This window comes from Roseomonas sp. SRI_022 (assembly GCF_057586215.1).
Genome location: NZ_JBYCZL010000007.1, coordinates 185,065 through 209,317, shown reverse-complemented (window position 1 = coordinate 209,317; position 24,253 = coordinate 185,065). Strand labels below are relative to the sequence as shown.

The following is a 24,253-nucleotide window of genomic DNA, read 5'->3' as shown; positions in this document are numbered from 1 at the left end:
CCCGGGGCGCGACGCCGCTCCGGGAGGCGACTACCCGCCGCGCGCGGCGCGCACCGCGCGGAGGGCGGCGCCGGCGAAGGCCGTGGCGTCGGCGGGCGGTGGCCTGGTATCGGCCATTGTCACCTGGATCTTCACGAAGCGCCCATCGGCCCCGCCGACGCAGACCTGGCGCGCCACCGGCGCGCGACCGAAGGCACCCGTCATGATGGCGCAGCGCAGCCCGGCCTCGGGCAGCGTGACGCGCTCCCGCTCCGCCAGGCGGCGGCCGGTCCGGCCCTGCGGGGCCTCGGAGAGTTCCGCCACGGCGGCGGTCAGTTCGCGGTCTATGGCCGGCGCGGCCGGATCCGACGGCGCCGCGGCGGCTGCCCCTGAATAGACCAGGACCGACCCTACCGCGCTGCGGTTCGGCGTCGCGTAGTCCAGCAACAGGGCGGGCCCCGGCCGCTGCGCCGTGTCACCCAGCACGAAGCCGGCAAGGTCCTGCGGCATGCCCTGCGCGATGGTCTCGAGGCTCGGTGCCATCGGATCCATCATGGTGCAGCCCGCGACCGCCAGGATGGCACAGGCCGCGGTCCCACCACGGCCCAGGCGGCCGATCTGTCCCCAACCGATCATTGCGTCCCCCAGTGTCCATCCGGCGCGCAACGGCGCGCCGGGGTGGGCGAAGAAACGCAGCCAATTTCGGCCAAAGCGTGACACGCCATGCCGGGCGGCGCGTGCCGCCCGACCGTTGCCGCGGTGGTCAGACCGCAGCCCGGCGCCGGGTGGCGTCACGGACCGCACCTGCGACCAGGGTGATGATCGAGGAATAGACGACCATCTGCATGACCGTGGCACCCACCCATAGCCAGATCGGGAAGATGCCGGCGATGGAGGGCATCAGGAAGCCCAGCGGCAGGAACAGGTAGGCATAGGCCTCCGGCACCGCCTCGGTGACCTGGTGCGTGCCCTCGAAGATCATCTGGCCCGCGACATAGAGGATGACGAGCAGGCCGACCCAGGCGATCCAGCGGTGCCGGTTCAGCAGGTTGGCGATCAGCGTCGCCGCCACGCCCATCAGGACGACGGAGAAGGCCAGGCCGATGATCAGGACGTAGGGGTGGTCCTTCGCCGCGCCGGCCACCGCCAGCACGTTGTCGAGGCTCATCGAGACGTCGGCGACCAGGATCTGGATGATGGCCTGGCGCAGCGTCTTGCGTGGTGCACCGGGCGTTGGCTCGCCTTCGATGGCACTGATGCCTTCGTGCTGCGCGGTCGTCTCGTGGCTGTCGTGGCCCTCGCGCAGCTCGCGGTACATCTTCCAGCAGACCCAGAGCAGCAGCACGCCGCCCGCGAGCACGATGCCCACGACGCTGAGCAGCTGCACCGTGATCGAGGCGAAGGCGATGCGCATCACCGTCGCCGCGATGATGCCCCAGAAGATTGCCTTCCTGCGTTGGTCGGGGGGCAGGCCGGCGGCAGCCATGCCGACGACGATGGCGTTGTCGCCCGCCAAGACGATATCGATGAACAGCACCATGGCGAGCGGCTGGAGCCACTCAGGCAGCATTTCCAACATCGTGCGACGGCCCCGGAGTTAAGTTGCTTGAATTTAACCTGACGCCAGATACCGATGTGCCCGACCCACCGCAACCCCGAATGACGGATCTGCAACGCCCGCGCTTGCGCAGCGCGCGCCCGCGCGCCAAACCCCGCCCGCATTGACCGTTCCGGAGCCTGCCCCATGGTGCCGCGCTATTCCCGTCCGCAGATGGAAGCCATCTGGTCGCCCGCCGCGCGGTACCGCATCTGGTTCGAGATCGAGGCGCTGGCCGCCGAGGCCATGGCCGGGCTCGGCACCATCCCCGCCGAGGCGGCGCGCGTGATCCGCGAGAAGGGCGCCCCCCGCGCCGCGGCGATCGGCGATGCCGAGGTCGCCCGCATCGACGAGATCGAGCGCGTCACCCGCCACGACGTCATCGCCTTCCTCACCTTCATGGCCGAAGGCATCGGGCCCGAGGCGCGCTTCATGCACCAGGGCATGACCTCCTCGGACGTGCTCGACACCTGCTTCTCGGTGCAGTTGACCCGGGCGGCGGACCTGCTGATCGCCGATCTGGACGCGCTGCTCGCCGCGCTGAAGACGCGGGCGATGGAACACCGGATGACGCCGACCATCGGGCGCAGCCATGGCATCCATGCCGAGCCATCCACCTTCGGGCTGAAGCTCGCCGGCCATTATGCGGAATTCGCCCGCGGCCGGGCGCGGCTTGTCGCCGCCCGCGCCGAGATCGCGACCTGCGCCATCTCCGGCCCGGTCGGCACCTTCGCGAGCGTTGATCCCCGGGTGGAGGAATTCGTCGCGGGCAAGCTCGGCCTCGCGGTCGAGCCGGTGTCCACCCAGGTCATCCCGCGCGACCGTCACGCCGCCTTCTTCTGCGCGCTCGCCGTCGTCGCCTCCGGCATCGAGCGGCTGGCAACCGAGGTGCGCCACCTGCAGCGGTCCGAGGTGCGCGAGGCGGAGGAGTATTTCCACCCCGGACAGAAGGGCTCCTCGGCGATGCCGCACAAGCGCAACCCGGTGCTGAGCGAGAACCTTACCGGCCTCGCCCGCCTGGTGCGCGGCTATGTGGTGCCGGCGCTGGAGAACGTCGCGCTGTGGCATGAGCGCGACATCAGCCATTCCTCCGTGGAACGGGTGATCGCGCCGGATGCGACCATCGCACTCGACTTCGCGCTGATGCGCCTGAGCGGGATGATGGAGAAGCTGACGATCTACCCGCAGCGCATGGCGGCGAACCTCGAATCGCTCGGTGGCGTGGTGCACAGCCAGAAGGTGCTGCTGGCCCTGACCCAGGCGGGGATGAGCCGCGAGGATTCCTACGCCGCCGTGCAGCGCGCGGCGATGGCGACCTGGGAAGCACTGGGCACGCCGGGCGGGCGCGACTTCCGTGCCAACCTCGAGGCCGATCCCACCGTCTCCGCGCTGCTAAGCCCGGCCGCACTGGAAGCCGCGATGGACCCGGCCCGCGACTTCGCCCATGTCGACACCGTCTTCCGCAGGGTTTTCGGCGCCGGCTGAAATCGCGAGTTTGTGAATTCTTGCGAAATAACTAAGGCAGCGTTGCCCCGTTTAGAACATGGATCGGTGGTAACTCTTGGCCATGTCGAAGAGGAGCAACACCATGCGCCTGACCCGGACCATCACGGCCCTTGCCATCGCGGCCTGTGCCGCAGTGGCAGTCGTGCCGACCGATGCGGCCGCGGGCGATGGCAACCGCGGTCGCGGCCATGGCTATTATGGCCATCCCGGCCGCGGCTGGGGCCCGCCGCCGCGGCCGGTCTATGTCGCGCCGCGCCCGTATTACTATGCCCCGCGCCCATATTACTACGCCCCGGCACCGCGCGTGTATTATGCACCGCCGGCCTATTACGCACCGCCGCCGGTCTACTACGCGCCGCCGCCCGTCTATTACGGACCGCCGGGCGTCTCGTTGAACTTCCGCTTCTGAGCGGATTCGGTTCAGGGGATCACGTCCATCGGGCGTGATCCCCGGCCGCTGTCCCATTGCCCGTCGGCGCGCGACACCGCAGCCTGCAGGCATGTGTACCGTCATCGTCCTGTACCGGCCCGGCCATCGCTGGCCTCTGCTGATCGCCGCGAATCGCGATGAGCGGCTCGACCGCGTCTGGGACCCGCCGGCCGCCTGGTGGCCGGATCATCCTGACATCATCGGTGGACGTGACCGCATGGCAGGCGGCACCTGGATGGCACTTGGCCGGGACGGCGTGGTCGCGGCTGTCCTGAACCGGCCCGGCAGCCTCGGCCCTGCCGAGGGGAAACGGTCGCGGGGGGAATTGCCGATCCTCGCCGCGCAGGCCGCGACAGCCACGGCCGCCGCCGCGACGATCGCCGACCTGCCCGCTGCCGAATGGCGCCCCTTCAACATGGTGGTCGCCGATTCGCGACGCGCCTTCTTCCTGCGCGGCCTGGGCGCGGCGCACCCGGATGTCGTTCCGCTGCCGGAGGGCATTTCGATGGTCACGGCCCATGATCCCAACGACCCGACCAGCCCGCGCACCCGGCGCCATTTGCCGCGGTTCCGCGCCACTCCGCCCCCCGACCCCGGCCGGCCCGATTGGTCGTCCTGGGAGAGGTTGTTGGCCGACGGCGAGTACGACCTGGCCATCGGCCCTGCCGAAACGCTGAACGTGCCGCCGACCGGCGGCTTCGGCACGGTCTGCGCCAGCCTTCTGGCGCTTGGCGCCGACGGGTCGCGGGAATGGCGCTTCTGCCCTGGGCGGCCCGGGGCGGTCCCATTTGAGCCCCTGGCGTTGCCCCTGCCCGCCTGACGCGTATCTGCCAGGGCCGCACGGCAATGGCCCTTCAGGGAAGGCGTGCTATACCGCGCCCCTCTATCGCCAGCCGCCCCTCGGCCTGGCGTCTGCAAGGATTCCCCCGCGATGGCGCGACGCCGACAACTCTACGAGGGCAAGGCCAAGATCCTGTTCGAGGGCCCGGAACCCGGCACCCTCGTCCAGTATTTCAAGGACGACGCCACCGCCTTCAATGCCCAGAAGAAGGGCACCATCACCGGCAAGGGCGTGCTGAACAACCGCATCAGCGAATACCTGATGACGCGCCTGGCCGAGATCGGCATCCCGACGCACTTCATCCGCCGGCTCAACATGCGCGAGCAGTTGATCCGCGAGGTCGAGATCATCCCGCTCGAGGTGGTGGTGCGCAACGTCGCCGCCGGTTCGCTGGCGACCCGCCTCGGCATCACCGAGGGGCAGCGCCTGCCGCGCTCGATCATCGAGTACTACTACAAGAACGACCAGCTCGGTGACCCGATGGTGGCCGAGGAGCACATCACCTGCTTCGGCTGGGCCTCCACCCAGGATCTCGACGACATCGTCGCGCTGACGCTGCGGGTGAACGATTTCCTGACCGGCCTGCTGCTCGGCGTCGGCATCACCCTCGTGGACTTCAAGCTGGAATTCGGCCGGCTGTGGGAGAATGAGGAGATGCGGATCGTCCTCGCGGACGAGATCTCCCCCGACAATTGCCGCCTGTGGGATGCCAAAACCGGCGAGAAGATGGACAAGGACCGCTTCCGCCGGGACCTCGGCAAGGTCGAGGAAGGCTACCAGGAGGTCGCCCGCCGCCTCGGCATCCTGCCCGAGGCCGGCCCGCGCGACATGACGGGGCCGGAGGTGATGCAGTGAAGGCGCGGGTCTATGTGATGCCCAAGGCTGGTGTCCTCGACCCGCAGGGCAAGGCGATCGGCCATGCGTTGGAAGGGCTTGGCTTCGCCGGCGTGAACGACGTGCGCGCGGGCAAGGTCATCGAGCTCGACCTCGCCGAGACCGACACCGCCAAGGCGAAGGCCGTGGCGGAGGACATGGCGCGCAAGCTGCTCGCGAACACGGTGATCGAATCCTTCCGGGTGGAGATCACCTGACATGGTGAAGGCCAGCCTTCTCGCGATGGCGGTGCTGACCGTCCTGATCGCGATGGGGCTGCGCTGGCGGGAACAGCGCTTTGCCTCGACAGCCGTACGCCCGATGCCTGGCGGCATCGTCGCCCGGGGCAAGCGCACCTTGGACCGCTGGGTGACAGCCGCGGCGATCGCGGCCGCGGCCACCATCGTCATCATGGGCGGGCTTCACTGGCTGCGCCTTTCCCTCGGCTGAACGCACGGACACGCCCCATGAAAGCCGCCATCATCGTCTTCCCCGGCACCAACCGCGAACGCGACATGCGCGTCGCGCTGAAGCGCGTGACCGGCCGCGATCCGCTGATGCTGTTCCACCGTGAGGAACTGCCGAAGGACCTCGACCTGGTGGTGCTCGCCGGCGGCTTTTCTTATGGCGACTATCTGCGCTGCGGGGCGATGGCGGCGCAGTCGCCGATCATGAGGGACGTGAAGGACTTCGCCGCGAAGGGCGGCCACATCCTCGGCGTCTGCAACGGCTTCCAGATCCTGATCGAGGCAGGGCTGCTGCCCGGTGGCTTGTTGCGCAACGCCACGCTGCGCTTCCTGTCGATGGATTGCCACATGCGGGTGGAGCGCGCTGGTACGGCCTTCACGTCGCGCTGGCAGAAGGGCGCGGTGTTCCGCGCGCCGATGGCACATGGGGACGGCAACTATTTCGCCGACGACGCCACGCTCGACCGGCTGGAAGGCGAAGGGCTGGTGGCCTTCCGCTACAGCGACGAGGCCGGCGCGGTGACGGAAGCCGCGAACCGCAACGGCAGCGCGCGCAGCATCGCGGGCATCCTGTCGCCCAACCTGCGCGTCTGCGGGCTGATGCCACATCCGGAAGACCTGGTGGACCCGCTGATGGGTGGGACCGACGGACTGCCGATGTTCGAGAGCCTCGCGGACAGCCTTGTCGCGGGCTGAGCGCGTTCAGCCGAGGCTGGACCGAGCGCCGCGCTCCCACAGCGGCAGGCCGTCCGCGCGCAACACGTAGTCGCGCCGTTCGGCCTGCACGCCGATCAGGCGCGCGGCCTCCCGCGCCATCGCCTCGGCCTGGACCGGGTCGGACAGCATACCCAGATGCAGCCCGCGCCATCCGCGGCGCAGCGACAGGTCGAACTTGATGAAGCGCGCATCCCCTTCCGGCGTGCCAGCGAGAGGTGAGCCGCCCCTCGGCCGCAGCCAGAGGCCGCGGCACCGCACGCCGGTGAAGGCGCCGAGACCGATCCGCCGTGTCCACCGCAGGCCGAACAGCGTCCGCGTGACGACAACCGCACTGCCCCCCGCAGACACCGTCACCCGCCGCCGCACCAGCACCCAAAGCACGAACAGCGCATAGAGCGGCACGACCACCAGCAGCGGCAGGAACCGATCCGATCCGCCGGAGGTCCCAAGCCCTATCGCCACGATGAACAGCAGCACCGTCGCGACGCCGACCGCGACCTTCGCCGGCCCGCCCGGCCGTTCGTCGTCGAAGTCCAGGGACATGCGCGCCACCCCGGCGAGGGGCATCCCCGCCGGGGTCGCATCTTAAGGTTCCGGGGTCGCCGCGCGACAGCGGTGCTTCAGCGCAACGGCAGTTCCAGGTTGCTCGGGTTCAGGCCGAGCGCCTGCGCCGTCGTCGGGTTGATCTGGCCATTGGCCTCGAGGCCCCGGCCGCGCTGGAAGCGCTCCAGCGCCGCCTGCGTGCCCGCGCCCCACACACCATCGACACCCCATTGGTAGAAGCCGAGCGCCCGCAACTGCATCTGCACGTTGCGCACCGCGCGCGGGCTGAGCGGCACGGCCACCACCGCCGGCGCCATCGCGACGGGCTCCACCACCGCCGGCGGCAGGAGCCTCGGCACGCCAAGCCCCAGCGCCTGCGCCGTGGCGAGATTGATCGACCCCGTCACCCCGAGGCCACGGGCCTGCTGGAAGCGGTCGAGCGCCATCTGGCTCTCCGGCCCCCACATGCCATCGGCGGCGCCGGCATAGACGCCGGCCTCCCGCAGGCGTTCCTGCACCGCCATGGCCGCGGATGGCGACAGGGGCTGCACGAAGGCGAGCGGTGCCGGTGCCTGCGCCCAGGCCGGAGCGGCGGTCATCGTCGCGCTGATCAAGGCCAGGCCCAACAGGTGGGACATCGGGCGCATGAGAAATCTCCTTACTCGTCGCCGGAGACAACGCGCCACCACACATCTGGTTGCCGATGCGGTCCCCTTAGCCGCCACTCATCGCCGTCATCACTAGCATCTCGCCACCCGGCGGGATGGCGCTGTGCAGGCGCGCCCGCTCCCCGTCCACGAAGATGTTCAGGTGCCGCCGGATCGCCGGCGTCGAATCGCGCAGCCGGTCGGCCATGCCGGGCCATCGCCGGTCCAGCGCGGCGATCGCCTCTGCAACCGTGCCAGCCTCGACGTCCAGATGCCGCGGCGCGCCCGGGAACAGGCGCACCAGCGCATCGGGCAGGACGACCGACACGGGCTCAGGCATCAAGCACCAGAGTCTCGACGCTCAGGATCGTCGGCAGATGCTCGGCGATGCAGGTCCAGGCCTCGCCCTCATCCGCGCTTGCGAACAGCGCGCCGCCGCTGGTGCCGAAATAGACACCGACAGGGTCCAGCCGATCGGCCGCCATCGCCCGGCGCAGTACGCCGAAATAGGCGTTCCGCTGCGGCAGCCCCTCCCGCAACGCCTGCCACTTTGCCCCGGCATCGCGCGTGCGCCACACTGCCGCCGCCGCATCCGGCATGAAGCGCCCCGCTTGGTCGCCATTCAGCGGCAGCAGGAACAGCGTGTTCGGATCGCGCGGATGCGCCACCGCGGGAAAGCCGAAGGTCGAGGGCAGCCCGGCCTCGATGCTCACCCACTGCCGCCCGCCATCGTCGCTGCGGTACATGCCGCAATGGTTCTGCTGGTACAGGCGGTTTGGCATGCCCGGCGCCATCGCCAGCGCATGCACGCATTGGCCGTGCTCCGGATAGCGCTGGTCCTCCGGCGCGTAATCCGCGCGCGTGCCGCGGTTGCGCGGCGTCCAGGTCGCGCCGCCATCCTCGGTGGCGAAGACGCCGCCGGTCGAGACCGCGACCCACACCCGGTCAGGATCACTCGGATGCGGCACGATGCAATGCAGGATCAGCCCACCGCCGCCGGGCTGCCATTCGGCGCGCGTCGGATGCTCGGTCAGGCCCGTGACATGGGACCAGGTCTCGCCGCGGTCATCGCTGCGGAACAGCCCGGCGGGCTCGACCCCCGCCCAGAGCCTGCCCCCCGGCCCCAGCGCCAGCGACCAGGCCGACTTGATCGGCGTCGTACCGACGTCATAGGCGAGCCCCGCACTGGAATGCGTCCAGCTCGCGCCGAGGTCCTCCGACCGCCACACCGCCGGGCCGAACCACTCATTGCCGCCGGCAGCCCAGATCGTGCCGGACTTCGGGTCGGCGACCATGTGGTTGATCGGCCAGGTCTCGCAGAAGGGGCCGCGCATCGACCAATCCCGTCGCGCCTCATCGCTCCGCAGGATGAAGGCGCCCTTCTTGGTCCCGACCAACAGCGTCACGCGGTTCGCCATCTTGCTCTCTCCCTCAGCAGAATTGCGGTCAGCCTCAGGCGTCGCCGAAGCGCGCCTCCAGCCGTTCGAGCGATTCCGTCCAGCCGCGCCGGTGCCGCGTCGCCGTCGCCTCATCCGCGAAGCGGTCATGCACCAGCGTCAATTCGGTCCCCTCCGCCACCGGGCGCAGGCGGATGGTCACGCGGGACTGGCGTTCCGGCGTGCTGTGCCAGGCCCAGGTGAAGACCAGCCCCTCCGCCGGCGTGACCTCGGCATAGGTGCCGCCGACCTCGTGCCGCTCGCCATTTTCCTCCCGCAGCACGATGCGGAAGCGGCCGCCGGGGCGGGCATCGACCTCCGCCTCCTCGACCCGCGTGTGATGCGGGCCGAACCAGCTCGCGAGGATCTCGGCACTCGTCCACGCCTCGAACACGCGCATCGGCGACGCACGCAGGCGTCGCACCAGGGTCAGGCTCGGCACCGTCTCGCTCACGGCGCGCGCTCCAGCGCCGCGGCCAGGCGATCGAGGCTTTCCTCCCAGAACCGGGCATAGCGTTGCAGCCAGGCCATCGCATCCTCCATCGGCGCGGCGACCAGGCTGCAGGACACCGTCCGCCCGGTCTTCTGCCGCGCCACCAGCCCCGCCCCTTCCAGCACATCGAGATGCTTCATCACCGCCGGCAGCGACATCGGCAGCGGCCGCGCGAGGTCGCTGACCGACAGGCTGCCCTGTTCCGCCAGCCGCGCGAGCAGCGCCCGGCGCGTGGGGTCGGTCAGCGCGCCGAAGACGCGGTCGAGCTGGGGGGATTGAAACTGAACCATTGAGTTAAGTGTTGGCGCGCGAAGCCGCCAAGGTCAAATGGAATATCGCGCACCGAAGGGAGACGCAGGGGCCCTGCCCCTGCACCCCGGCAGGAAACTCAAGTTTCCTGCACCTTCGATCGGTCAGGCTGTCGTGCGAGCCACGCAAGACCGCCCATCCGGCCGCTGGCGCGCGGCAAGGTCCAGATTATGACCTTGCGGGACCGGGCCGATCGACGTTCCCTCCCGGGCAAACGCCGGGACACACGCCATGCTCGCAACACACCTCGCCACGCGCCTCGCCCGCCTCGGCATCCACTACGGCTGGGTGATGGCTGGCCTCACCTTCCTCGTCTCCGTCTGCATCTCCGCCGCCGTCAGCCTGCCCGGCGTCCTGCTCGTGCCGATGACCGAGGAATTCGGCTGGGGCCGCGGCGCCATCTCCGGCGCCATGGGCGTCATGTTCATCCTCTTTGCGCTGATCGCCCCCTTCGCCGGCGCGCTGATGATCCGCTACGGGCTGCGCCGGGTCGTGGCCACGGCCACCACCACCGCCGTCCTCGCCGTGATCGGCCTGACCCGCGTCACCGCGCCCTGGCAGGTGTGGATCTGCCTCGGCGCGCTCGGCGGCGCGGCCGGCGCCGGCGCCCTCATCCTGTCCGCTACCGTCGCCAACCGCTGGTTCGCCGAGCGCCGCGGCCTCGTCATGGGCATGCTCACCGCCGCCTTCGCGGCCGGGCAGCTCACCTTCCTGCCCGCCGCCGCGGCACTGGCGAGCGCCCATGGCTGGCGCATGGCCGTCCTGCCCGCGATCATCGGCCTCGCCATCTGCGCCACGCTCTACCTGCTGCTGGCCCGCGACTGGCCCGCCCAGGTGAACCTGCCGCCCTACGGCGCCCAGGCGATCACACCCCCCGCCGCCCCGGCCGGGCCCAACGTCGTCACCCTCAGCCTCTCGATCCTCGGCGAATCCCTCCGCAACCGCGTCTTCTGGATCCTCGCCGGGACCTTCTTCATCTGCGGCCTGTCCTCCACCGGCATCGTCAACCAACACTTCATCCCCTTCTGCGGCGACATGGGCGTGTCCGCCGTCACCGCCGCGTCCTTCCTCGCCATGATGGGGGTGTTCAACTTCATGGGCACGGTCGCGTCGGGCTGGCTGTCCGACCGCTTCGACAACCGCGCCCTGCTCGCCTGGTATTACGGCCTGCGCGGCCTCTCCCTGATCTGGCTGCCCTTCAGCAGCTTCGACATGTTCTCCCTGACCCTCTTCGCGATCTTCTTCGGCCTGGACTACGTCGCGACCGTCCCACCCACGGTGAAACTCGCCGCCCTGCACTTCGGCCCGGAGAAGGCTGCCATCGTCTTCGGCTGGGCCTTCGCCGCCCACCAGCTCGGCAGCGCCGTGTCAGCGGCGATGGGCGGCGTGTGGCGAGACGTGGCCGGCAGCTACGGGCCAGCCTTCATCACCGTGGGGATGATCAGCGTGAGCGCGGCGCTGGCGGTGCTGTCGCTGCATGATGCGCGGGGGCGGGTGGTGAAGGCGGCGTAGGGAGTTACGCAGGGGCTCTGCCCCTGCACCCCGGCAGGAAACTCAGTTTCCTGCACCTTCGATCTGTCGGACTGTGAGTCTGGCGCGAAGGCCCGGCCCATCCATCCGCTGGCGCCGCCCACCGAATATCGCCGGCACGGCAATTCACACGGTGCGCCATTCGGTGCGACCATCCCGTCTCATCCCGGCCGGCCAACCCGGCGCCCGCCCCGGTAGACGGAAAGGATCCGCCCCTTGGACAGCCTGACCCCCACCGCGCCTGACCTGCTGGAAGCCCAGCGCCGCCAGGCCCGCATCGACCTCGCCGCCGCCCACCGCCTCGCCGTCCTCGACGACTATCACGAGGCCATCGACAACCACTTCACCCTGCTCGTCCCCGGCCGCCCGGGCCGCTTCTACCTCAACGAATTCGGCCTCCACTGGAACGAGGTCACCGCCAGCAACCTCATCGAGGTCGCCTTCGACGGCACCGTCCTCGAAGGCACCGGCCCCGCGGACCGCAGCGCCATCTGCATCCACGCCCCCATCCACGAAGCCACCGGCGCCGCCTGCGTGCTCCACACCCACATGCCCTACGCCACGGCGCTGTCACAGCTCGAGGACATGACGCTGGAAATGACCGGCCAGGGCGCCCTGCAATTCGAAGGCCGCATCGCCTACGACTACGACTACAACGGCTTCGCCCACGAACACGCCGAAGGCGAACGCATGGCCGCCCTCATGGGCGACAAGGTCGTGCTGATGATGGCCAACCACGGCGTCGTCGTGATCGGCGACACCGTCGCCCAGGCCTACCGCCGCCTCTACTTCCTCGAACGCTCCTGCCGCACGCAGCTTTTCGGCATGTGGACCGGCCAGCGCCGCCGCTTCGTCGCCCCCGAAGTGCTGGCAAAGATGCGCGCCGAAGCCGCCACCTGGAAAGACCCGACCATGGCGATGAGCGGCTCCGACTACTACTTCGCCGCCATGAAGCGGATGCTGGACCGGACCCAGCCGGACTACGCGGAGTAGGGTGCTACCGAACGGCGCTCGGCGGGAGCACTGTCTCGCCGGGCGGCTTCGCAGGGGCCCTGCCCCTGCACCCCGGCAGGAAACTCAGTTTCCTGCACCTTCGATCACTTGGCGTGCGGCGCAAATATCCTTAAACAATACCATTCGAGGACTCTTTCAGGATTTCAAGGTAGGCCAAGATGCTTCTTTTGCTTGCCGCACTCGCTCAAGAATCAAATTTAGCATCCGTGAATCAGCCAAGCTCAAGCGCGTCAATTTGGGGCAGCCCCGCAACTGCGGCAGCAATTGGCGCAAGCAGCGCCTTACTTGTATCAATATTAAAAGACTATTTTTTTGAAAAAATAAAATATAATAGAGAGAAATCTCGATCTGATTCTGACACATTTTCCATGTATCTAGGACCTCTTTCGGATTCCTGTGAAAAACTTTCTTGGAGATTGCACGAGTTTTTTGTTAAAAACAGGTACGAATTCTTAACATCTATAAATTCTGCTAGCATATTCAATACTTATAAGCGCATAAGCACTCTGTACAGAATTGCAAGCCTTATTGGTTGGGTGCGCGGCATGGAAATCGAACTGAGTTCGATCGCGGCACATAATCCAGGGTATACACCGCCGATTGCCACACAGATGTCAGCCCTCCGCAGCGCACTCGCAGATGGGCCATCACTCGAAATCGAACGACTCAAGCAAATTTGTCTCATTTTGAATATAGATATCAGTTCGATCGACAGCGAATCCGTGACGCACACCGGACTGCTTTTTGAATTAAAAGCATATGAATTTTTCAATGATGAAGGCGTATACCTATCAGATGCAATAAATATTGACGAAAGTAAAAAATATCGTGCGGTCAAGAGACTTACGGACTTTTTGTGCGCAAAATTGAATCATGCACCAATAGATGATTCAATTATCAGAGAAATGCTCCACGATATTGTTGCGAATTTAATATTTCGTAAATCACTAATATATCGAGAATGGCAGGATGCGATCGGAGACGCAATGATAGCGCGTGATCCGAATTCAAATAGGCGATTTCGTATCATTGGCTTTGCCGAATTCTCCGATCTGATTACGAAAACCGAGTCGCCGTGGTTCAAAGTTCTCTCGAGCAGCATCGATGACATTAACTTATCTGAGCCTAACCCGCGCGATTTTCGGGTTTTGCAGCTCCGAAAGGTTGCACATGCCGTCGCGGGTATGCTCATCGCCATCGACAAGATTGGAAAGCCATCCCCTGTTACTGCCGCAACGCTTTCAATGGCTAAGAGATTGCTCGCAGCCACATCGGATGCTCACAAGGCTCAATCTGAACCATCAGGCAGGCTACGTTCGTAGGATTTTATTGCTTTTTATTCCCTTGCATGCTCGAATGTGATCATGCACTCCCATCCCCTCACCCCCCTCCAATTCCACGCCCTCCTCCCCTTCATCCTCCCCCGCTCCCCTGCCGGTCGCCACATCTCCGACCTCCGCGCCCGCATGAACGCCATATTCCACCTCGCCTGCACCACCGCCCCCTGGCGCGCCCTCCCGCCTGAACACGGCAAACCCGACACCGTCTCCCGCTACTTCCGCCGCCTCAACCATGCCGGCCTCTGGGAACGCCTCCTCGAAGCCATCAAGGACAACGATCCCAAACACCCCCTCAACGAGATCGCCCCCCTCATCTTCCGCGCCTGCCGACGCGCCATCCGTCTCCGCGGCCTCAAATTCATCGTCCTCATCCGCCGCCTCGGCTTCCTCACCGCCCTGAACGGCCCGCCGAACAAGCTCCCCAACCCCGATTTGTCCGAAAAGCTGAAGCGCATGGACCTCCCGCGCGCGCCCGGCACGCGCAAGCAGATCACCGCCTATCTCGGCTACCTGAAGGCCCTGAAGCACCTCCACCGCATGGCCGGCGGCATCAGGCACCTCACCCGGCAACAGCGCCTCGGCTGGTCATGACCCAGCCCTGCGCAAACCCCACTGGACAGCGGCCCGCGCGCTACCCACAACGCGCCCATGACCGCTGCCGCGCCCATCTCGCTCGACCCCGCCCGTGCCGCCCAGCTCGCCGCCGAATTCGGCCTGAAGCCGGACGAGTACGACCGCTGCCTCGCCATCCTCGGCCGCACACCCTCGCTGACCGAACTCGGCGTGTTCTCCGTGATGTGGTCGGAACACTGTTCCTACAAATCCAGCCGCGTCTGGCTGAAGGAACTGCCCACCAAGGCCCCCTGGGTCATCCAGGGCCCGGGCGAGAATGCCGGCGTCATCGCCATCGGGGATGGCCTGGCCGCCGTCTTCAAGATGGAATCCCACAACCACCCGTCCTGGATCGAGCCATACAACGGTGCAGCCACCGGTGTCGGCGGCATCCTGCGGGATGTCTTCACCATGGGTGCGCGGCCCATCGCCAACCTCAACGCGCTGCGCTTCGGCGCCCCGGACGCGCCGAGGATGAAGCAGGTGATCGACGGCGTGGTCCGCGGCATCGGCGGCTACGGCAACTGCGTCGGCGTCCCGACCGTGGGCGGGGAGGTCAACTTCCACCCCGCCTACAACGGCAACCCGCTGGTCAACGCCATGACGGTCGGCATCGCCCAGGCCGACCGCATCTTCACCGCCGCCGCCACCGGCATCGGCAACCCCGTGGTCTATGTCGGCAGCAAGACCGGCCGGGACGGCATCCATGGTGCGACCATGTCGTCGGCGGAATTCTCCGCCGACAGCGAGGAAAAGCGCCCCACCGTCCAGATCGGCGACCCCTTCGCGGAAAAACTCCTCATCGAGGCCTGCCTGGAGCTGATGGCCACCGACGCCATCGTCGCCATCCAGGACATGGGCGCCGCGGGCCTGACCAGCAGCGGCGTCGAGATGGCCGGCAAGGGCGGCATGGGTGTGGACCTCACCCTCGACAACGTCCCCCAGCGCGAAACAGGCATGACAGCCTACGAGATGATGCTCTCCGAGAGCCAGGAGCGCATGCTCATGGTCCTCAAGCCCGGCCGCGAGGCGCTGGCGGAGGCCATCTTCACCAAGTGGGAACTGGACTTCGCGGTGATCGGCCACCTCACCGACACCGGCCGCATCGTCATCCGCCACAAGGGCCAGGTCGAGGCCGACATCCCCCTCGCCCCGCTGGAATCGGAAGCCCCCCTCTACCGCCGCCCCACCGAGGACACCCCGAAGCAGCCGCTGCTGGACCCGGCGACCATCGCGAACTCCACCAGCATCGAACAGGCCCTGCTGACCCTGGTCGCCACGCCGGACCTCTGCTCCCGCCGCTGGATCTGGGACCAGTACGACAGCCTGGTGAACGGCCAGACCGTCCACCGCCCCGGCGGCGCGGACGCGGCCATCGTGAAGATCGAGGACCACGACCGCGCGCTGGCCATGACCACCGACTGCACCCCCCGCTACGTGGTCGCGGACCCCGAGGAAGGCGGCAAGCAGGCGGTCGCCGAGGCCTGGCGCAACATCACCGCCACCGGCGCCCTGCCCCTCGCCATCACCGACAACATGAACTTCGGCAACCCCGAGAAGCCGCGGATCATGGGCCAGTTCGCCTCCGCGGTGCGCGGCATGGCCGCCGCCTGCACCGCGCTCGACTTCCCGGTCGTGAGCGGCAACGTCTCCCTCTACAACGAGACGGAAGGCCGGGCGATCCTGCCCACCCCCGCCATCGGCGGCGTCGGCGTGATCGACGATGCGGCGGATGCCATCGGCCTCGGCATGCCCGCCAATGCCGACCTGATCCTGGTTGGCAGCACCGCCGGCCACCTCGGCCAGTCCCTCTGGCTGCGGGAGATCGCAGGCCGCGAGGACGGCGCCCCGCCCCCGGTGGACCTTGCCGCGGAACGTCGCAACGGAGACTTCGTCAGGACCCGCATCCTCGCCGGCGACGTGCTGGCCTGCCACGACTGCGCCGATGGCGGTCTGCTCGTGACGCTCGCCGAGATGGCCATGGCTACCGGCATCGGCGCCACCATCACAGCCTCCGAGACGGCCATCCCCGCTCACGCCTTCTGGTTCGGCGAGGATCAGGCCCGCTACGTCCTTGCAGTCTCCGACGCCCCTGCCATCCTGGCCGAGGCCAAGGCGGCCGGCGTCCCTGCCATGCGCCTCGGCCGCGCCGGCGGCACCACCCTGGACTTGGGTGCCGGCCGGGCCATATCGGTTTCGACCCTGCGGGAGGCCAACGAAGCAACCCTCCCCGCCCTGATGGAAGGACGTGCCTGATGGCGATGCAACCGGCGGAGATCGAGGCGCTGATCAAATCCGCCCTCCCCGATGCCGAGGTCACCATCGAGGATCTTGCCGGCGATGGCGACCACTACGCCGCCAAGGTCGTCTCGGCTTCCTTCCGCGGCATCTCCCGCGTGAAGCAGCACCAGATCGTCTACGCCGCGCTGCAGGGCCGCATGGGCGGCGTGCTGCATGCTCTCGCCCTTCAGACCTCCGCTCCGGAATAGGACCCAGACCCGATGTCCAACCCGACCTTCGACCAGATCCAGGCCGCCATCGACGCCAACCCCGTGATGCTCTTCATGAAGGGCACGCCGGCCTTCCCGCAGTGCGGCTTCTCCGCCCGCGTGGTGCAGATCCTCTCCCACATGGGCGTGCCCTTCGGCAGCGCGAATGTGCTTGAGGACATGGAGATCCGCGAGGGCATCAAGGCCTTCAGCAACTGGCCGACCATTCCCCAGCTCTATGTGAAGGGCGAGTTCGTCGGCGGCTGCGACATCGTCATGGAGATGTTCCAGTCCGGCGAGTTGGCCACGCTGCTGAACGAGAAGCAGATCCCTCACAAGGCCGAGGCCTGAGGGTTCCGAAAGGGAGGCCGGCGCCTCCCTTTCATTTCCCTCAATATGTACCTTGATACTTGTATCATGATACATTAACATCCAACCGTCATGAGCGCTGAAGCCGCCTTCGTCCACGCCCTCCGCCGCGTCACCCTCCGCTGGCGGCGCCTGTTCGACGCCCGGCTGAAGGAGACGGCGGCCCAAACTTACGTGCGGGCCCAGACGCTCCGCCTCCTCGCCACGCATCCCGAGGGCATGACCCAGCGCGACCTGACCGAGGAGCAGATGACCGAGCACCCGACGATGGTGCGCATCCTTGATGCACTGGAATCCCAAGGGCTGATTCGGCGCGAACCGATCGAGGGTAACCGCCGCGCCAACCTCATCCGCCTCACGGACACAGCCGCACCCGTCATCGCCGAGCTCGAGGAGCTTTTCGCCGCCGAACGCCAGCGTCTGCTCGCCGACATCCCGCCCGAGGACCTCGCCCTCGTCACCCGCGTGCTCGGCACCATCGCGGACAAGCTCGAATGAGCGCCACCGCCGCACCTCCGCCGGCCCCGCCGCGCCTCATCGCGCTGCATGTCCTCGCCGCGCTCACGCTTGGTGTCACGCAGGGGCTCGGCAATCAGTTCGTGTCAGCGAATGCCGTCGCGGTGCAGGGGCATTTCCTCGTGACCGCCAACGAGGCCGCCTGGTTGCCCGCCGCCTACACCGCCACTTCGATCACCGCGACGCTGCTGCTGTACAAGGTGCGCAACCAGTACGGCCTGCGAGTCTTCGCGGAGGTCGGGCTCGCGCTGTTCGCGAGTCTCGCGCTGCTTCACCTCGTCATCGCAGACTATCGGCTGATGGTGGCGCTGCGTGCCGTGGCTGGCTTCGCGGCGGCGCCCCTCTCCACCCTCGCCTTCCTCTACACCGTGCAGGTGATGGCGCCGCAGCACCGGCTCTCGGTGGGGCTGAGCATCGGCGTCCTTGGCTCGCAGTTGGCGGCGCCGCTGGCGCGGCTGATCGCGCCGCCGCTGCTCGACCGCGCGGGGTGGGAGGGCCTGCTGGCGATGGAGTCAGGGCTCGCGCTGATCTGCCTCGCCATCGTCATGCGCCTGCCACTGGCGCCCATCCCGCGCGCCAAGGTGTTCGACCCGATCGATGCCGCGAGCTTCCCGATGCTCATGCTCGGCATCGGCCTGCTCAGTCTCGTGCTCAGCCTCGGCCGCCTCTACTGGTGGCTCGAGGCGGATTGGCTCGGCCTGTGTCTCGCGGCCTCGGTGCTGCTGCTCGCCGCCGTGGCGGCGCTGGAGATGAACCGCAAGCGCGCCATGCTGGACCTGCGCTGGATGATGCAGCCGCAGATGATCCTGTTCGCCGGCGTGATGCTCTGCGCCCGCGCCGTGATGGCCGAGCCGACTTCGGCGACCGTCGCCTTCTTCCAGACCATGGGCCTGCAGAACGACCAGTTCGCCGGCCTCGAGATCCGCATCCTCCTCAGCATCCTCGCCGGCACGGCGGTGAACTGCTTCATCGTCGCGCCACAGCGCGCCCCGGCCATCCACGCCGCCTCCTTCGCCCTGATCGCGCTTGGTGCGTGGCTGGAATCCTTCGCCACCAGCCAGTCCCGGCCGCCCGACTTCTACCTGCCGCAGATGCTGATCGCCTTCGGCTCGGCGCTGTTCGTGCCATCCGCCATGGCCTGGGGGCTGGGCTGGGTGATGCGTACGGCACCACAACACCTGATGAGCTTCCTCGCCGTCTTCCTCGGCACCAACGTGCTGGGCGGCCAGATCGGCAGCGCCCTGTTCGGCACGCTGCTGGTGGTGCGGGAGAAGTTCCATTCGGCCCACATCGTCGAACCACTGACCCTCTCCAACCCACTGCTCGCCCAGCGCGTGCAGCAATACGGCGCGGCCTATCGCGCCGTCATCGAGGACCCGCTTCTGCGCCAAGCCCAGGGTCTGAAGCAGCTCGGCACGCTTGCGACGCGCGAGGCCTACGCCCGCGCCCATGACGACGTCTTCCTCACCGTAGCGGCCCTCGCGCTGGCCATACTCGCGATCCTCGGCATTCACGCCGCGATCCGCGCGCTGCGCGCCGGTATCGCTCCTCTCCCCGCGTGATCATCATGAAACGGCATCTCACCCTCACCCTTCCGATCGTCGCGAGCGGCATCCTCGGTGTGCTGCTCATCCTCTTCGCCTGGGGCCTGCCGCCCTTCACCAGCGGCGTGCAGACCACCGACAATGCCTATGTGCGCGGCGCCGTCACGGTGATCTCGCCGCAGGTGCCTGGCGTGATCGCCGAGGTCGCGGTGCAGGACTATGTCGAGGTACAGGCCGGCGATCTGATCGCGCGCATCGACGATCGCAGCTATCGCGCACGCTACGACCAGGCCCTCGCGAACCTCAATGCCGCGCGCGCCGCACTCGGCAACAACGACCTGCAGCGTGCATCGCGCGAAGCCAATCTCGGCGTCGCCACGGCGCAGCGCCACAATGCCGAGGCGGTGCGCGACAAGGCGCAGCTCGACCTCGACCGCATCCAACCGCTGCTGCAGGCGAACATTCAATCGCGTTCGCGCGGCGACGACCTCAGCGCCGCCCTGCGGCTGGCCGAGATCGGCGTCGAGCAGGCGGGCGCGGCGCATCGCGTCGCGGAGCGCGCGCTCGCCGAGACCGAAGGCCAGCGCGCCGGGCTGGAAGCCTCGGTGCAGGCGGCGGAAGCGGCATCGCAGCTCGCGCGCATCGACCTCGACAATACGCGCATCCTGGCCCCGCGCAGCGGCACGCTGTCGGAGGTGGGCGCGCGCGCCGGGCAATATGTTTCGGCCGGCAGCCAGATCACCGCGCTGGTGCCGGACCAGCTCTGGGTGTCGGCGAATTTCAAGGAGACGCAGGTCGCGGGCCTGCGCGAAGGTCAGCGCGCGCATGTGATGGTCGATGCCCTTGGCGGGGAGACGCTGGAAGGACGTGTGGAACGCTTCTCCCCAGCCACCGGGTCCGAATTCGCCGTGATCCGGGCGGACAACGCGACGGGGAACTTCACCCGCGTCGCGCAGCGCCTGCCGGTGCGCATCCTGCTCGACCCCGGCCAGCCAGCCATGCGACTGCTGGCGCCGGGAATGTCCGCCGTCGTGCGGGTGGATGCGACGCAGACGCCGCATGAGGCCGCGGCCGAGGCCGGAGCAAGGGACGACATGCTCCGCACACGTCACGCCGCGAGCCCGACGAGACTGGCCGGCGGCTGATCAGGGGCGGGAGGTCTATCGGCGCCGCCGCCGGTGCGGCGCCATTGGCTTCACGCCGTCGCTTCGGCGACCAGGCGCAAGATGTCATGGCCGTAGCGCTCCACGCGCGACCGGCCCATCCCGGGCACCTCCAGCAAGGCGTCGAGATTCTCCGGCCGCGCGACCGCGATGCCACCGAGCGTGCGGTCATCCGCCACGACATAGGCCGGCACCCCTTGCGTCTGCGCGACCCCGCGCCGCCACAGCCGCAGCGCATCGAACAACGGATCGCCGGATGCGACCTGCGGCGCCACGCCTACCGCCCTCTTCGGGGTCGACTGCACCGTGTCCTGCCGCAGCATCACCGCTTCCGCGCCGCGCAGCACGGGGCGCGCGGCTTCCGTCGCAACCAGCTCGCCATGGTTCTCCACCGCCACGTCCAGGACGCCACGCGCGACCAATTGCCGGGCGATGCCCCGCCACACGCCGTCGGAAACATCCTTGCCGATGCCGAAGGTCGGCAGCTTGTCATGGGCGAATTGCGCGACCTTGTCGGTCAGCCGCCCGCGCAGCACGTCCACGACATGCCCCACACCGAAGCGCTGCCCGGTGCGCACCACCGCCGAGAGCATCTTCTGCGCCGGCACCGTGCCATCGAACATCCGCGGCGGCGTGCGGCAGACATCGCAGACGCCGCATTCGGCCACCGCCGGTTCCTCGCCGAAGCAGCGCAGCAGCAGGGCGCGACGGCAGGTGGCGGCCTCGGCAATGGCGATCATGGCATCGAGCCGCGACCGCTCGACGCGCTTCTGTTCCTCGCTGGCCGGACTCTCGGCGATGCGGTGCCGGGCAAGTGCCATGTCGCCGGCACCGAACAGCAGTAGCGCCCGCGCCCGCAGGCCGTCACGCCCGGCGCGGCCGATCTCCTGGTACCAGCTCTCCGGACTGCGCGGCAGGTCGAGATGCGCGACCCAGCGCACATCCGGCCGGTCGATCCCCATGCCAAAGGCGATGGTCGCCGCCATGATCACGTCGTCGCCGCGGGCGAAGCGGCGATGCGCGTCGCGCTTCGCGGCCGGATCCATCCCGGCATGGAAGGCGAGCGCGTCATGCCCGTCCGCCCGCAGCCATTCCGCCGTGCTTTCCGTCCGCGCGCGGCTGCCGCAGTAGACGATGCCGCAGCCGCGCATGTCGCGGATCAGGCCGCGCAGCTGGGACCGTTCGCTCTCGCGCGGCTCGGCGACGATGAAGATGTTCGGTCGGTCGAAGGAGGCCCGGAAGACCGGCGCTTCGGTCAGGTCGAGCTGGAGGCGGATGTCCTCGACCGTGCGCGGATCGGCCGTGGCGGTCAGCGCCAGGCGCGGCACCCCGGGAAACCGCGCACCCAGCACGCCAAGCCCGCGATATTCGGGCCGGAAATGGTGCCCCCATTGGCTGACGCAATGCGCCTCATCAACCGCGAACAGGGCGATCCGCATCTCGTCCAGCCGCTGCAGCGTGCCGTCGAGCGTGAGGCGCTCTGGCGAGACGTAGAGCAATTTCAGCCGCCCGCCATCGAGGTCGCGCAGCACCGCGCGCGCCTCATCGGGCGGCAGGTCCGAATGCAGTGCGGCCGCCGCCACGCCCTGCTGGCGCAGCGCTGCGACCTGGTCCTCCATCAGCGCGATCAGCGGGGAGACGACGATCCCGACGCCCGGCCGGCACAGCGCCGGCACCTGGAAGCACAGGCTCTTTCCGCCGCCCGTGGGCATGAGAACGACGCCGGACCCGCCTTCGACGGCGTGGTGGACGATCTCCTCCTGCCGTCCACGGAAGCCCTCATGCCCGAAGATGCGGCGGAGGACCTCCCGCGGGTCCTCCAGATCAAGCATCAGCCGCCGATACGGATCTCGACGCGGCGGCTCTCGGTCGCGATCGCCTCGAAGGGCACGGGGCCGCGCGGGCTGATGCGGATACGATTGCGCGCGACGCCCTCGCGTGCCAGCAGGTCGGCGACGTGCTGCGCGCGCGCCTGGGACAGCGCGACGTTGTAGGCGGCGCCACCGGCCGGGCCGGCAAAGCCCAGGACCACGACGTCCAACCCGGGCCGGTCCTTCGCGACCTGGGCCGCGCTGCGCACCACGGCCTGCGCGTCAGGGTCCAGCGTCGCGCTGTCGGCGGTGAAGAAGACCGCGATCGGCGGCGGAGGCGGCGGCGCGCTCGTGCAGGCGGCGGCCAGCAGGACGGGGGCGGCTGCGAGGAAGGTGCGGCGGCGCATCTTGGGACGACTCCGGGGTTCGAAGGTTCCCTTGGTCGCGCGAAGCCCCACGGCCCGTCAACTCCCGCGCGCGGTCAGCGCGAGCATGCGGCGCCGCCGAGCACGCAGAAGGTCGCGCAATGCGGATGGTTGAGGGCGACCGGCCGCGATGCCTCCGCCAGGGTCGCCCCTAATTCGAACTGCGGATCATGGGGCAGCAGCGTGCAGGCGACGACCGCCGGGTGAGCGGCGCCCCGCCGCTTCACCACCATCCGCGCCGAGGCGCACATCAGGCTGTCGGGCGACTTCCGCAGGATGCCCCAGCAGGCCGTGGTGATCTCCGGCACGTCGGCGGCCGCGTCCATCTCGGGGAACAGCATCAGCGCGACGGGGTCGCCGGCATCCACTGGGATGGCATGCGCCGCGAACAGCGCGGCATAGCCGGCCCGCATCGCCGCCTCCCCATCCGTGCCGAAGCGCAGCCGGCCGGCGACATGGATGTGGAAGCCGTGCCGCGCCAGCCACGCCAGTCCCTCCATCGTCTTGGCGAAGCCGCCATCGCCGCGTTCCAGGTCATGCAGCGCCGCCTCATGGTGATCAAGCGAGACGCGCAGCGTCAGCCTGTCCCCGAATTCGGCCTGGAGCCCCAGCAGCGCGGCGGCATGATTCATCATGGGCTTCATGGCGTTGGTCAGCACCAGCGCCGCCAGCCCGCGTCGCAACACGTCGCGCAGCATCGCCGGCAGGTCGCGGTTCAGGAAGGGCTCGCCCCCGGTGAAGCCGACCTCGACCAGCGGCGCGCCGAGGGCGGAAGCTTCGTCGAGATAGGCCGCGACCTCCTCGGCGCTGAGATAGACCAGCGCATCATTGGTCGGGCTGCTCTCGATGTAACAGTTGCGGCAGGTGATGTTGCACAGCGTGCCGGTGTTGATCCACACCGTCCGCAACCCCGACAGGGCGACCGCCGCGCGCGGTTCGCCCCTGGCCGTGACGGCAGGGTCGCGGAACTTCGCGGGATCGAGCGGCTTCGGCCGCATCACAACCGGCGCAGTCATCAGGCGATTGATCCACGGCAAGGCAAACGGCGGAAAACTGGGCTAAAAGGGCCGCCGATGGCCCGGCCCAGCCGTGTCGCGCCGGGCGCCGTTACAAGGAGGGAGAACGCCATGTTGCCTCGTCTTCCTGCGTCACGTCCCGGATCTTCGCCCGACCTGTTCGGGACGTTACAGCGTGAGGTGAACCGGGTCTTCGATCAAATGTTCGGTGGCGCGGCGTCCTCCCCGCTCGCTGGCTTCGCCCCTTCCGTCGAGATGAAGGAGACGGAGCAGGGCATCGTCGTCACCGCCGAGTTGCCCGGCATGGACCAGCAGGAAATCGAGGTCTCCCTTGAGGGCGAGTTGCTGACCATTGCCGGCGAGAAGCGCCAAGAGAAGACCGGGGAGGAAGCCGGCATCCATCTCGCCGAACGCTCCTATGGCAGCTTCCGGCGCAGCCTCCGCCTGCCATGGGCGGCCGACCCAGGCCAGGCCAGCGCGAATTTCGACAAGGGCGTGCTGACCATCTCGCTGCAGCGGCCACCGGAGACCAAGCCGCCGACCAACCGCATACCGATCGGCGGCGCGCCGCCGGCCGGCTGAACCG

Annotated in this window: 28 protein-coding genes and 1 pseudogene; 18 read left to right on the top strand and 11 right to left on the bottom strand. The window is 68.3% G+C overall.

The features are described from left to right. Nucleotides 1-30: 30 nt before the first annotated feature. Both AC2YHJ_RS09475 and AC2YHJ_RS09470 read right to left on the bottom strand, forming a co-directional pair. Nucleotides 31-522: a hypothetical protein gene (locus tag AC2YHJ_RS09475; protein ID WP_487395586.1), complete on the bottom strand. Its 492-nt coding sequence runs from the start codon at nt 520-522 to the stop codon at nt 31-33. A 412-nt stretch (nt 523-934) separates the two neighbouring features. After that, a pseudogene (locus AC2YHJ_RS09470) lies at nt 935-1,558 on the bottom strand (TerC family protein); the annotation flags it as partial. A 165-nt stretch (nt 1,559-1,723) separates the two neighbouring features. On the opposite strand from AC2YHJ_RS09470, the gene purB reads away from it, so the two are divergent. The 7 genes from purB (at nt 1,724) to purQ (ending at nt 6,389) form a co-directional block, all read left to right on the top strand. After that, entirely contained in the window at nt 1,724-3,061 is a 1,338-nt protein-coding gene (purB, locus tag AC2YHJ_RS09465) for an adenylosuccinate lyase (protein WP_487395585.1), read from the top strand. 103 nt (nt 3,062-3,164) lie between these two features. Next, nucleotides 3,165-3,491, top strand: coding sequence for a hypothetical protein (locus tag AC2YHJ_RS09460; RefSeq protein ID WP_487395584.1), 327 nt, complete (start codon nt 3,165-3,167; stop codon nt 3,489-3,491). Between the two features lie 91 nt (nt 3,492-3,582). Continuing rightward, nucleotides 3,583-4,332, top strand: a complete 750-nt coding sequence (locus tag AC2YHJ_RS09455) for an NRDE family protein (RefSeq protein WP_487395582.1) — start codon at nt 3,583-3,585, stop codon at nt 4,330-4,332. Nucleotides 4,333-4,443: 111 nt separating this feature from the next. After that, nucleotides 4,444-5,208, top strand: a complete 765-nt coding sequence (gene purC, locus AC2YHJ_RS09450) for a phosphoribosylaminoimidazolesuccinocarboxamide synthase (RefSeq protein WP_487395581.1) — start codon at nt 4,444-4,446, stop codon at nt 5,206-5,208. Then, nucleotides 5,205-5,444, top strand: a complete 240-nt coding sequence (purS, locus tag AC2YHJ_RS09445) for a phosphoribosylformylglycinamidine synthase subunit PurS (protein ID WP_487395580.1) — start codon at nt 5,205-5,207, stop codon at nt 5,442-5,444. The genes purC and purS overlap by 4 nt, the downstream gene beginning before the upstream one ends. 1 nt (nt 5,445) lies before the next feature. Next, nucleotides 5,446-5,676 (top strand): hypothetical protein, encoded by a 231-nt coding sequence (locus AC2YHJ_RS09440; protein ID WP_487395579.1) that lies wholly within the window; start codon nt 5,446-5,448, stop codon nt 5,674-5,676. Nucleotides 5,677-5,693: 17 nt separating this feature from the next. Next, entirely contained in the window at nt 5,694-6,389 is a 696-nt protein-coding gene (purQ, locus tag AC2YHJ_RS09435; RefSeq protein ID WP_487395577.1) for a phosphoribosylformylglycinamidine synthase subunit PurQ, read from the top strand. A gap of 6 nt (nt 6,390-6,395) precedes the next feature. On the opposite strand, the gene AC2YHJ_RS09430 is transcribed toward purQ, so the two are convergent. The 6 genes from AC2YHJ_RS09430 to AC2YHJ_RS09405 form a co-directional block, all read right to left on the bottom strand. Continuing rightward, complete coding sequence (locus tag AC2YHJ_RS09430; RefSeq protein ID WP_487395576.1) at nt 6,396-6,953, bottom strand: hypothetical protein; 558 nt, start codon at nt 6,951-6,953, stop codon at nt 6,396-6,398. Between the two features lie 77 nt (nt 6,954-7,030). Beyond that, on the bottom strand, nt 7,031-7,600 hold the full coding sequence (locus tag AC2YHJ_RS09425; protein ID WP_487395575.1) for a peptidoglycan-binding domain-containing protein: 570 nt from the start codon (nt 7,598-7,600) through the stop codon (nt 7,031-7,033). 67 nt (nt 7,601-7,667) lie between these two features. Next, entirely contained in the window at nt 7,668-7,940 is a 273-nt protein-coding gene (locus tag AC2YHJ_RS09420) for a ubiquitin family protein (protein WP_487395573.1), read from the bottom strand. Beyond that, on the bottom strand, nt 7,933-9,018 hold the full coding sequence (locus AC2YHJ_RS09415; RefSeq protein WP_487395572.1) for a WD40/YVTN/BNR-like repeat-containing protein: 1,086 nt from the start codon (nt 9,016-9,018) through the stop codon (nt 7,933-7,935). The genes AC2YHJ_RS09420 and AC2YHJ_RS09415 overlap by 8 nt, the downstream gene beginning before the upstream one ends. 34 nt (nt 9,019-9,052) lie before the next feature. Continuing rightward, nucleotides 9,053-9,490, bottom strand: a complete 438-nt coding sequence (locus tag AC2YHJ_RS09410; RefSeq protein WP_487395571.1) for an SRPBCC family protein — start codon at nt 9,488-9,490, stop codon at nt 9,053-9,055. Beyond that, nucleotides 9,487-9,819, bottom strand: a complete 333-nt coding sequence (locus AC2YHJ_RS09405) for an ArsR/SmtB family transcription factor (protein ID WP_487395570.1) — start codon at nt 9,817-9,819, stop codon at nt 9,487-9,489. The genes AC2YHJ_RS09410 and AC2YHJ_RS09405 overlap by 4 nt, the downstream gene beginning before the upstream one ends. Nucleotides 9,820-10,069: 250 nt before the next feature. Here AC2YHJ_RS09405 and AC2YHJ_RS09400 point away from each other — a divergent pair, with 250 nt between their 5' ends. The 10 genes from AC2YHJ_RS09400 (at nt 10,070) to AC2YHJ_RS09355 (ending at nt 20,397) form a co-directional block, all read left to right on the top strand. After that, nucleotides 10,070-11,350, top strand: a complete 1,281-nt coding sequence (locus AC2YHJ_RS09400; protein WP_487395569.1) for an MFS transporter — start codon at nt 10,070-10,072, stop codon at nt 11,348-11,350. 234 nt (nt 11,351-11,584) lie between these two features. Continuing rightward, on the top strand, nt 11,585-12,361 hold the full coding sequence (locus AC2YHJ_RS09395) for a class II aldolase/adducin family protein (protein ID WP_487395568.1): 777 nt from the start codon (nt 11,585-11,587) through the stop codon (nt 12,359-12,361). 179 nt (nt 12,362-12,540) lie between these two features. After that, complete coding sequence (locus tag AC2YHJ_RS09390; protein ID WP_487395566.1) at nt 12,541-13,704, top strand: hypothetical protein; 1,164 nt, start codon at nt 12,541-12,543, stop codon at nt 13,702-13,704. A 42-nt stretch (nt 13,705-13,746) separates the two neighbouring features. Next, the gene (locus tag AC2YHJ_RS09385) at nt 13,747-14,313 is read left to right on the top strand and encodes a transposase (protein ID WP_487395564.1); all 567 of its coding nucleotides are present in this window, start codon (nt 13,747-13,749) and stop codon (nt 14,311-14,313) included. A 57-nt stretch (nt 14,314-14,370) separates the two neighbouring features. Continuing rightward, nucleotides 14,371-16,590 (top strand): phosphoribosylformylglycinamidine synthase subunit PurL, encoded by a 2,220-nt coding sequence (purL, locus tag AC2YHJ_RS09380; RefSeq protein ID WP_487395562.1) that lies wholly within the window; start codon nt 14,371-14,373, stop codon nt 16,588-16,590. Further along, nucleotides 16,590-16,823 (top strand): BolA family protein, encoded by a 234-nt coding sequence (locus AC2YHJ_RS09375; RefSeq protein WP_219760929.1) that lies wholly within the window; start codon nt 16,590-16,592, stop codon nt 16,821-16,823. The genes purL and AC2YHJ_RS09375 overlap by 1 nt, the downstream gene beginning before the upstream one ends. Nucleotides 16,824-16,835: 12 nt before the next feature. After that, nucleotides 16,836-17,174: a Grx4 family monothiol glutaredoxin gene (gene grxD / locus AC2YHJ_RS09370; protein ID WP_487395561.1), complete on the top strand. Its 339-nt coding sequence runs from the start codon at nt 16,836-16,838 to the stop codon at nt 17,172-17,174. Between the two features lie 90 nt (nt 17,175-17,264). Further along, nucleotides 17,265-17,690 (top strand): MarR family winged helix-turn-helix transcriptional regulator, encoded by a 426-nt coding sequence (locus tag AC2YHJ_RS09365; protein ID WP_487395560.1) that lies wholly within the window; start codon nt 17,265-17,267, stop codon nt 17,688-17,690. Then, entirely contained in the window at nt 17,687-19,270 is a 1,584-nt protein-coding gene (locus tag AC2YHJ_RS09360) for an MFS transporter (RefSeq protein ID WP_487395559.1), read from the top strand. Before AC2YHJ_RS09365 ends, AC2YHJ_RS09360 begins: the two co-directional genes overlap by 4 nt. A 5-nt stretch (nt 19,271-19,275) precedes the next feature. Beyond that, nucleotides 19,276-20,397, top strand: a complete 1,122-nt coding sequence (locus tag AC2YHJ_RS09355; protein ID WP_487395557.1) for an HlyD family secretion protein — start codon at nt 19,276-19,278, stop codon at nt 20,395-20,397. A gap of 50 nt (nt 20,398-20,447) precedes the next feature. Here AC2YHJ_RS09355 and recQ read toward each other — a convergent pair whose 3' ends face one another. The 3 genes from recQ to AC2YHJ_RS09340 all read right to left on the bottom strand — a co-directional run bounded on the left by recQ (nt 20,448) and on the right by AC2YHJ_RS09340 (nt 23,667). Further along, complete coding sequence (gene recQ / locus AC2YHJ_RS09350; RefSeq protein ID WP_487395556.1) at nt 20,448-22,247, bottom strand: DNA helicase RecQ; 1,800 nt, start codon at nt 22,245-22,247, stop codon at nt 20,448-20,450. Next, complete coding sequence (locus AC2YHJ_RS09345) at nt 22,247-22,633, bottom strand: OmpA family protein (RefSeq protein WP_487395555.1); 387 nt, start codon at nt 22,631-22,633, stop codon at nt 22,247-22,249. Before AC2YHJ_RS09345 ends, recQ begins: the two co-directional genes overlap by 1 nt. 74 nt (nt 22,634-22,707) lie before the next feature. Next, complete coding sequence (locus tag AC2YHJ_RS09340) at nt 22,708-23,667, bottom strand: radical SAM protein (protein ID WP_487395554.1); 960 nt, start codon at nt 23,665-23,667, stop codon at nt 22,708-22,710. A 111-nt stretch (nt 23,668-23,778) separates the two neighbouring features. On the opposite strand from AC2YHJ_RS09340, the gene AC2YHJ_RS09335 reads away from it, so the two are divergent. Beyond that, nucleotides 23,779-24,249: an Hsp20/alpha crystallin family protein gene (locus AC2YHJ_RS09335; protein WP_487395553.1), complete on the top strand. Its 471-nt coding sequence runs from the start codon at nt 23,779-23,781 to the stop codon at nt 24,247-24,249. The last annotated feature ends 4 nt before the right edge of the window (nt 24,250-24,253 follow it).

What these genes read in the sequence shown, in the direction of transcription:
- AC2YHJ_RS09475 (WP_487395586.1), bottom strand. Translation starts at nt 522, where the DNA reads ATGGCACCGAGCCTCGAGACCATCGCGCAGGGCATGCCGCAGGACCTT.
- purB (WP_487395585.1), top strand. Translation starts at nt 1,724, where the DNA reads ATGGTGCCGCGCTATTCCCGTCCGCAGATGGAAGCCATCTGGTCGCCC.
- AC2YHJ_RS09460 (WP_487395584.1), top strand. Translation starts at nt 3,165, where the DNA reads ATGCGCCTGACCCGGACCATCACGGCCCTTGCCATCGCGGCCTGTGCC.
- AC2YHJ_RS09455 (WP_487395582.1), top strand. Translation starts at nt 3,583, where the DNA reads ATGTGTACCGTCATCGTCCTGTACCGGCCCGGCCATCGCTGGCCTCTG.
- purC (WP_487395581.1), top strand. Translation starts at nt 4,444, where the DNA reads ATGGCGCGACGCCGACAACTCTACGAGGGCAAGGCCAAGATCCTGTTC.
- AC2YHJ_RS09440 (WP_487395579.1), top strand. Translation starts at nt 5,446, where the DNA reads ATGGTGAAGGCCAGCCTTCTCGCGATGGCGGTGCTGACCGTCCTGATC.
- purQ (WP_487395577.1), top strand. Translation starts at nt 5,694, where the DNA reads ATGAAAGCCGCCATCATCGTCTTCCCCGGCACCAACCGCGAACGCGAC.
- AC2YHJ_RS09430 (WP_487395576.1), bottom strand. Translation starts at nt 6,953, where the DNA reads ATGTCCCTGGACTTCGACGACGAACGGCCGGGCGGGCCGGCGAAGGTC.
- AC2YHJ_RS09425 (WP_487395575.1), bottom strand. Translation starts at nt 7,600, where the DNA reads ATGCGCCCGATGTCCCACCTGTTGGGCCTGGCCTTGATCAGCGCGACG.
- AC2YHJ_RS09420 (WP_487395573.1), bottom strand. Translation starts at nt 7,940, where the DNA reads ATGCCTGAGCCCGTGTCGGTCGTCCTGCCCGATGCGCTGGTGCGCCTG.
- AC2YHJ_RS09415 (WP_487395572.1), bottom strand. Translation starts at nt 9,018, where the DNA reads ATGGCGAACCGCGTGACGCTGTTGGTCGGGACCAAGAAGGGCGCCTTC.
- AC2YHJ_RS09405 (WP_487395570.1), bottom strand. Translation starts at nt 9,819, where the DNA reads ATGGTTCAGTTTCAATCCCCCCAGCTCGACCGCGTCTTCGGCGCGCTG.
- AC2YHJ_RS09400 (WP_487395569.1), top strand. Translation starts at nt 10,070, where the DNA reads ATGCTCGCAACACACCTCGCCACGCGCCTCGCCCGCCTCGGCATCCAC.
- AC2YHJ_RS09390 (WP_487395566.1), top strand. Translation starts at nt 12,541, where the DNA reads ATGCTTCTTTTGCTTGCCGCACTCGCTCAAGAATCAAATTTAGCATCC.
- AC2YHJ_RS09385 (WP_487395564.1), top strand. Translation starts at nt 13,747, where the DNA reads ATGCACTCCCATCCCCTCACCCCCCTCCAATTCCACGCCCTCCTCCCC.
- purL (WP_487395562.1), top strand. Translation starts at nt 14,371, where the DNA reads ATGACCGCTGCCGCGCCCATCTCGCTCGACCCCGCCCGTGCCGCCCAG.
- AC2YHJ_RS09375 (WP_219760929.1), top strand. Translation starts at nt 16,590, where the DNA reads ATGGCGATGCAACCGGCGGAGATCGAGGCGCTGATCAAATCCGCCCTC.
- grxD (WP_487395561.1), top strand. Translation starts at nt 16,836, where the DNA reads ATGTCCAACCCGACCTTCGACCAGATCCAGGCCGCCATCGACGCCAAC.
- AC2YHJ_RS09365 (WP_487395560.1), top strand. Translation starts at nt 17,265, where the DNA reads ATGAGCGCTGAAGCCGCCTTCGTCCACGCCCTCCGCCGCGTCACCCTC.
- AC2YHJ_RS09360 (WP_487395559.1), top strand. Translation starts at nt 17,687, where the DNA reads ATGAGCGCCACCGCCGCACCTCCGCCGGCCCCGCCGCGCCTCATCGCG.
- AC2YHJ_RS09355 (WP_487395557.1), top strand. Translation starts at nt 19,276, where the DNA reads ATGAAACGGCATCTCACCCTCACCCTTCCGATCGTCGCGAGCGGCATC.
- recQ (WP_487395556.1), bottom strand. Translation starts at nt 22,247, where the DNA reads ATGCTTGATCTGGAGGACCCGCGGGAGGTCCTCCGCCGCATCTTCGGG.
- AC2YHJ_RS09345 (WP_487395555.1), bottom strand. Translation starts at nt 22,633, where the DNA reads ATGCGCCGCCGCACCTTCCTCGCAGCCGCCCCCGTCCTGCTGGCCGCC.
- AC2YHJ_RS09340 (WP_487395554.1), bottom strand. Translation starts at nt 23,667, where the DNA reads ATGACTGCGCCGGTTGTGATGCGGCCGAAGCCGCTCGATCCCGCGAAG.
- AC2YHJ_RS09335 (WP_487395553.1), top strand. Translation starts at nt 23,779, where the DNA reads ATGTTGCCTCGTCTTCCTGCGTCACGTCCCGGATCTTCGCCCGACCTG.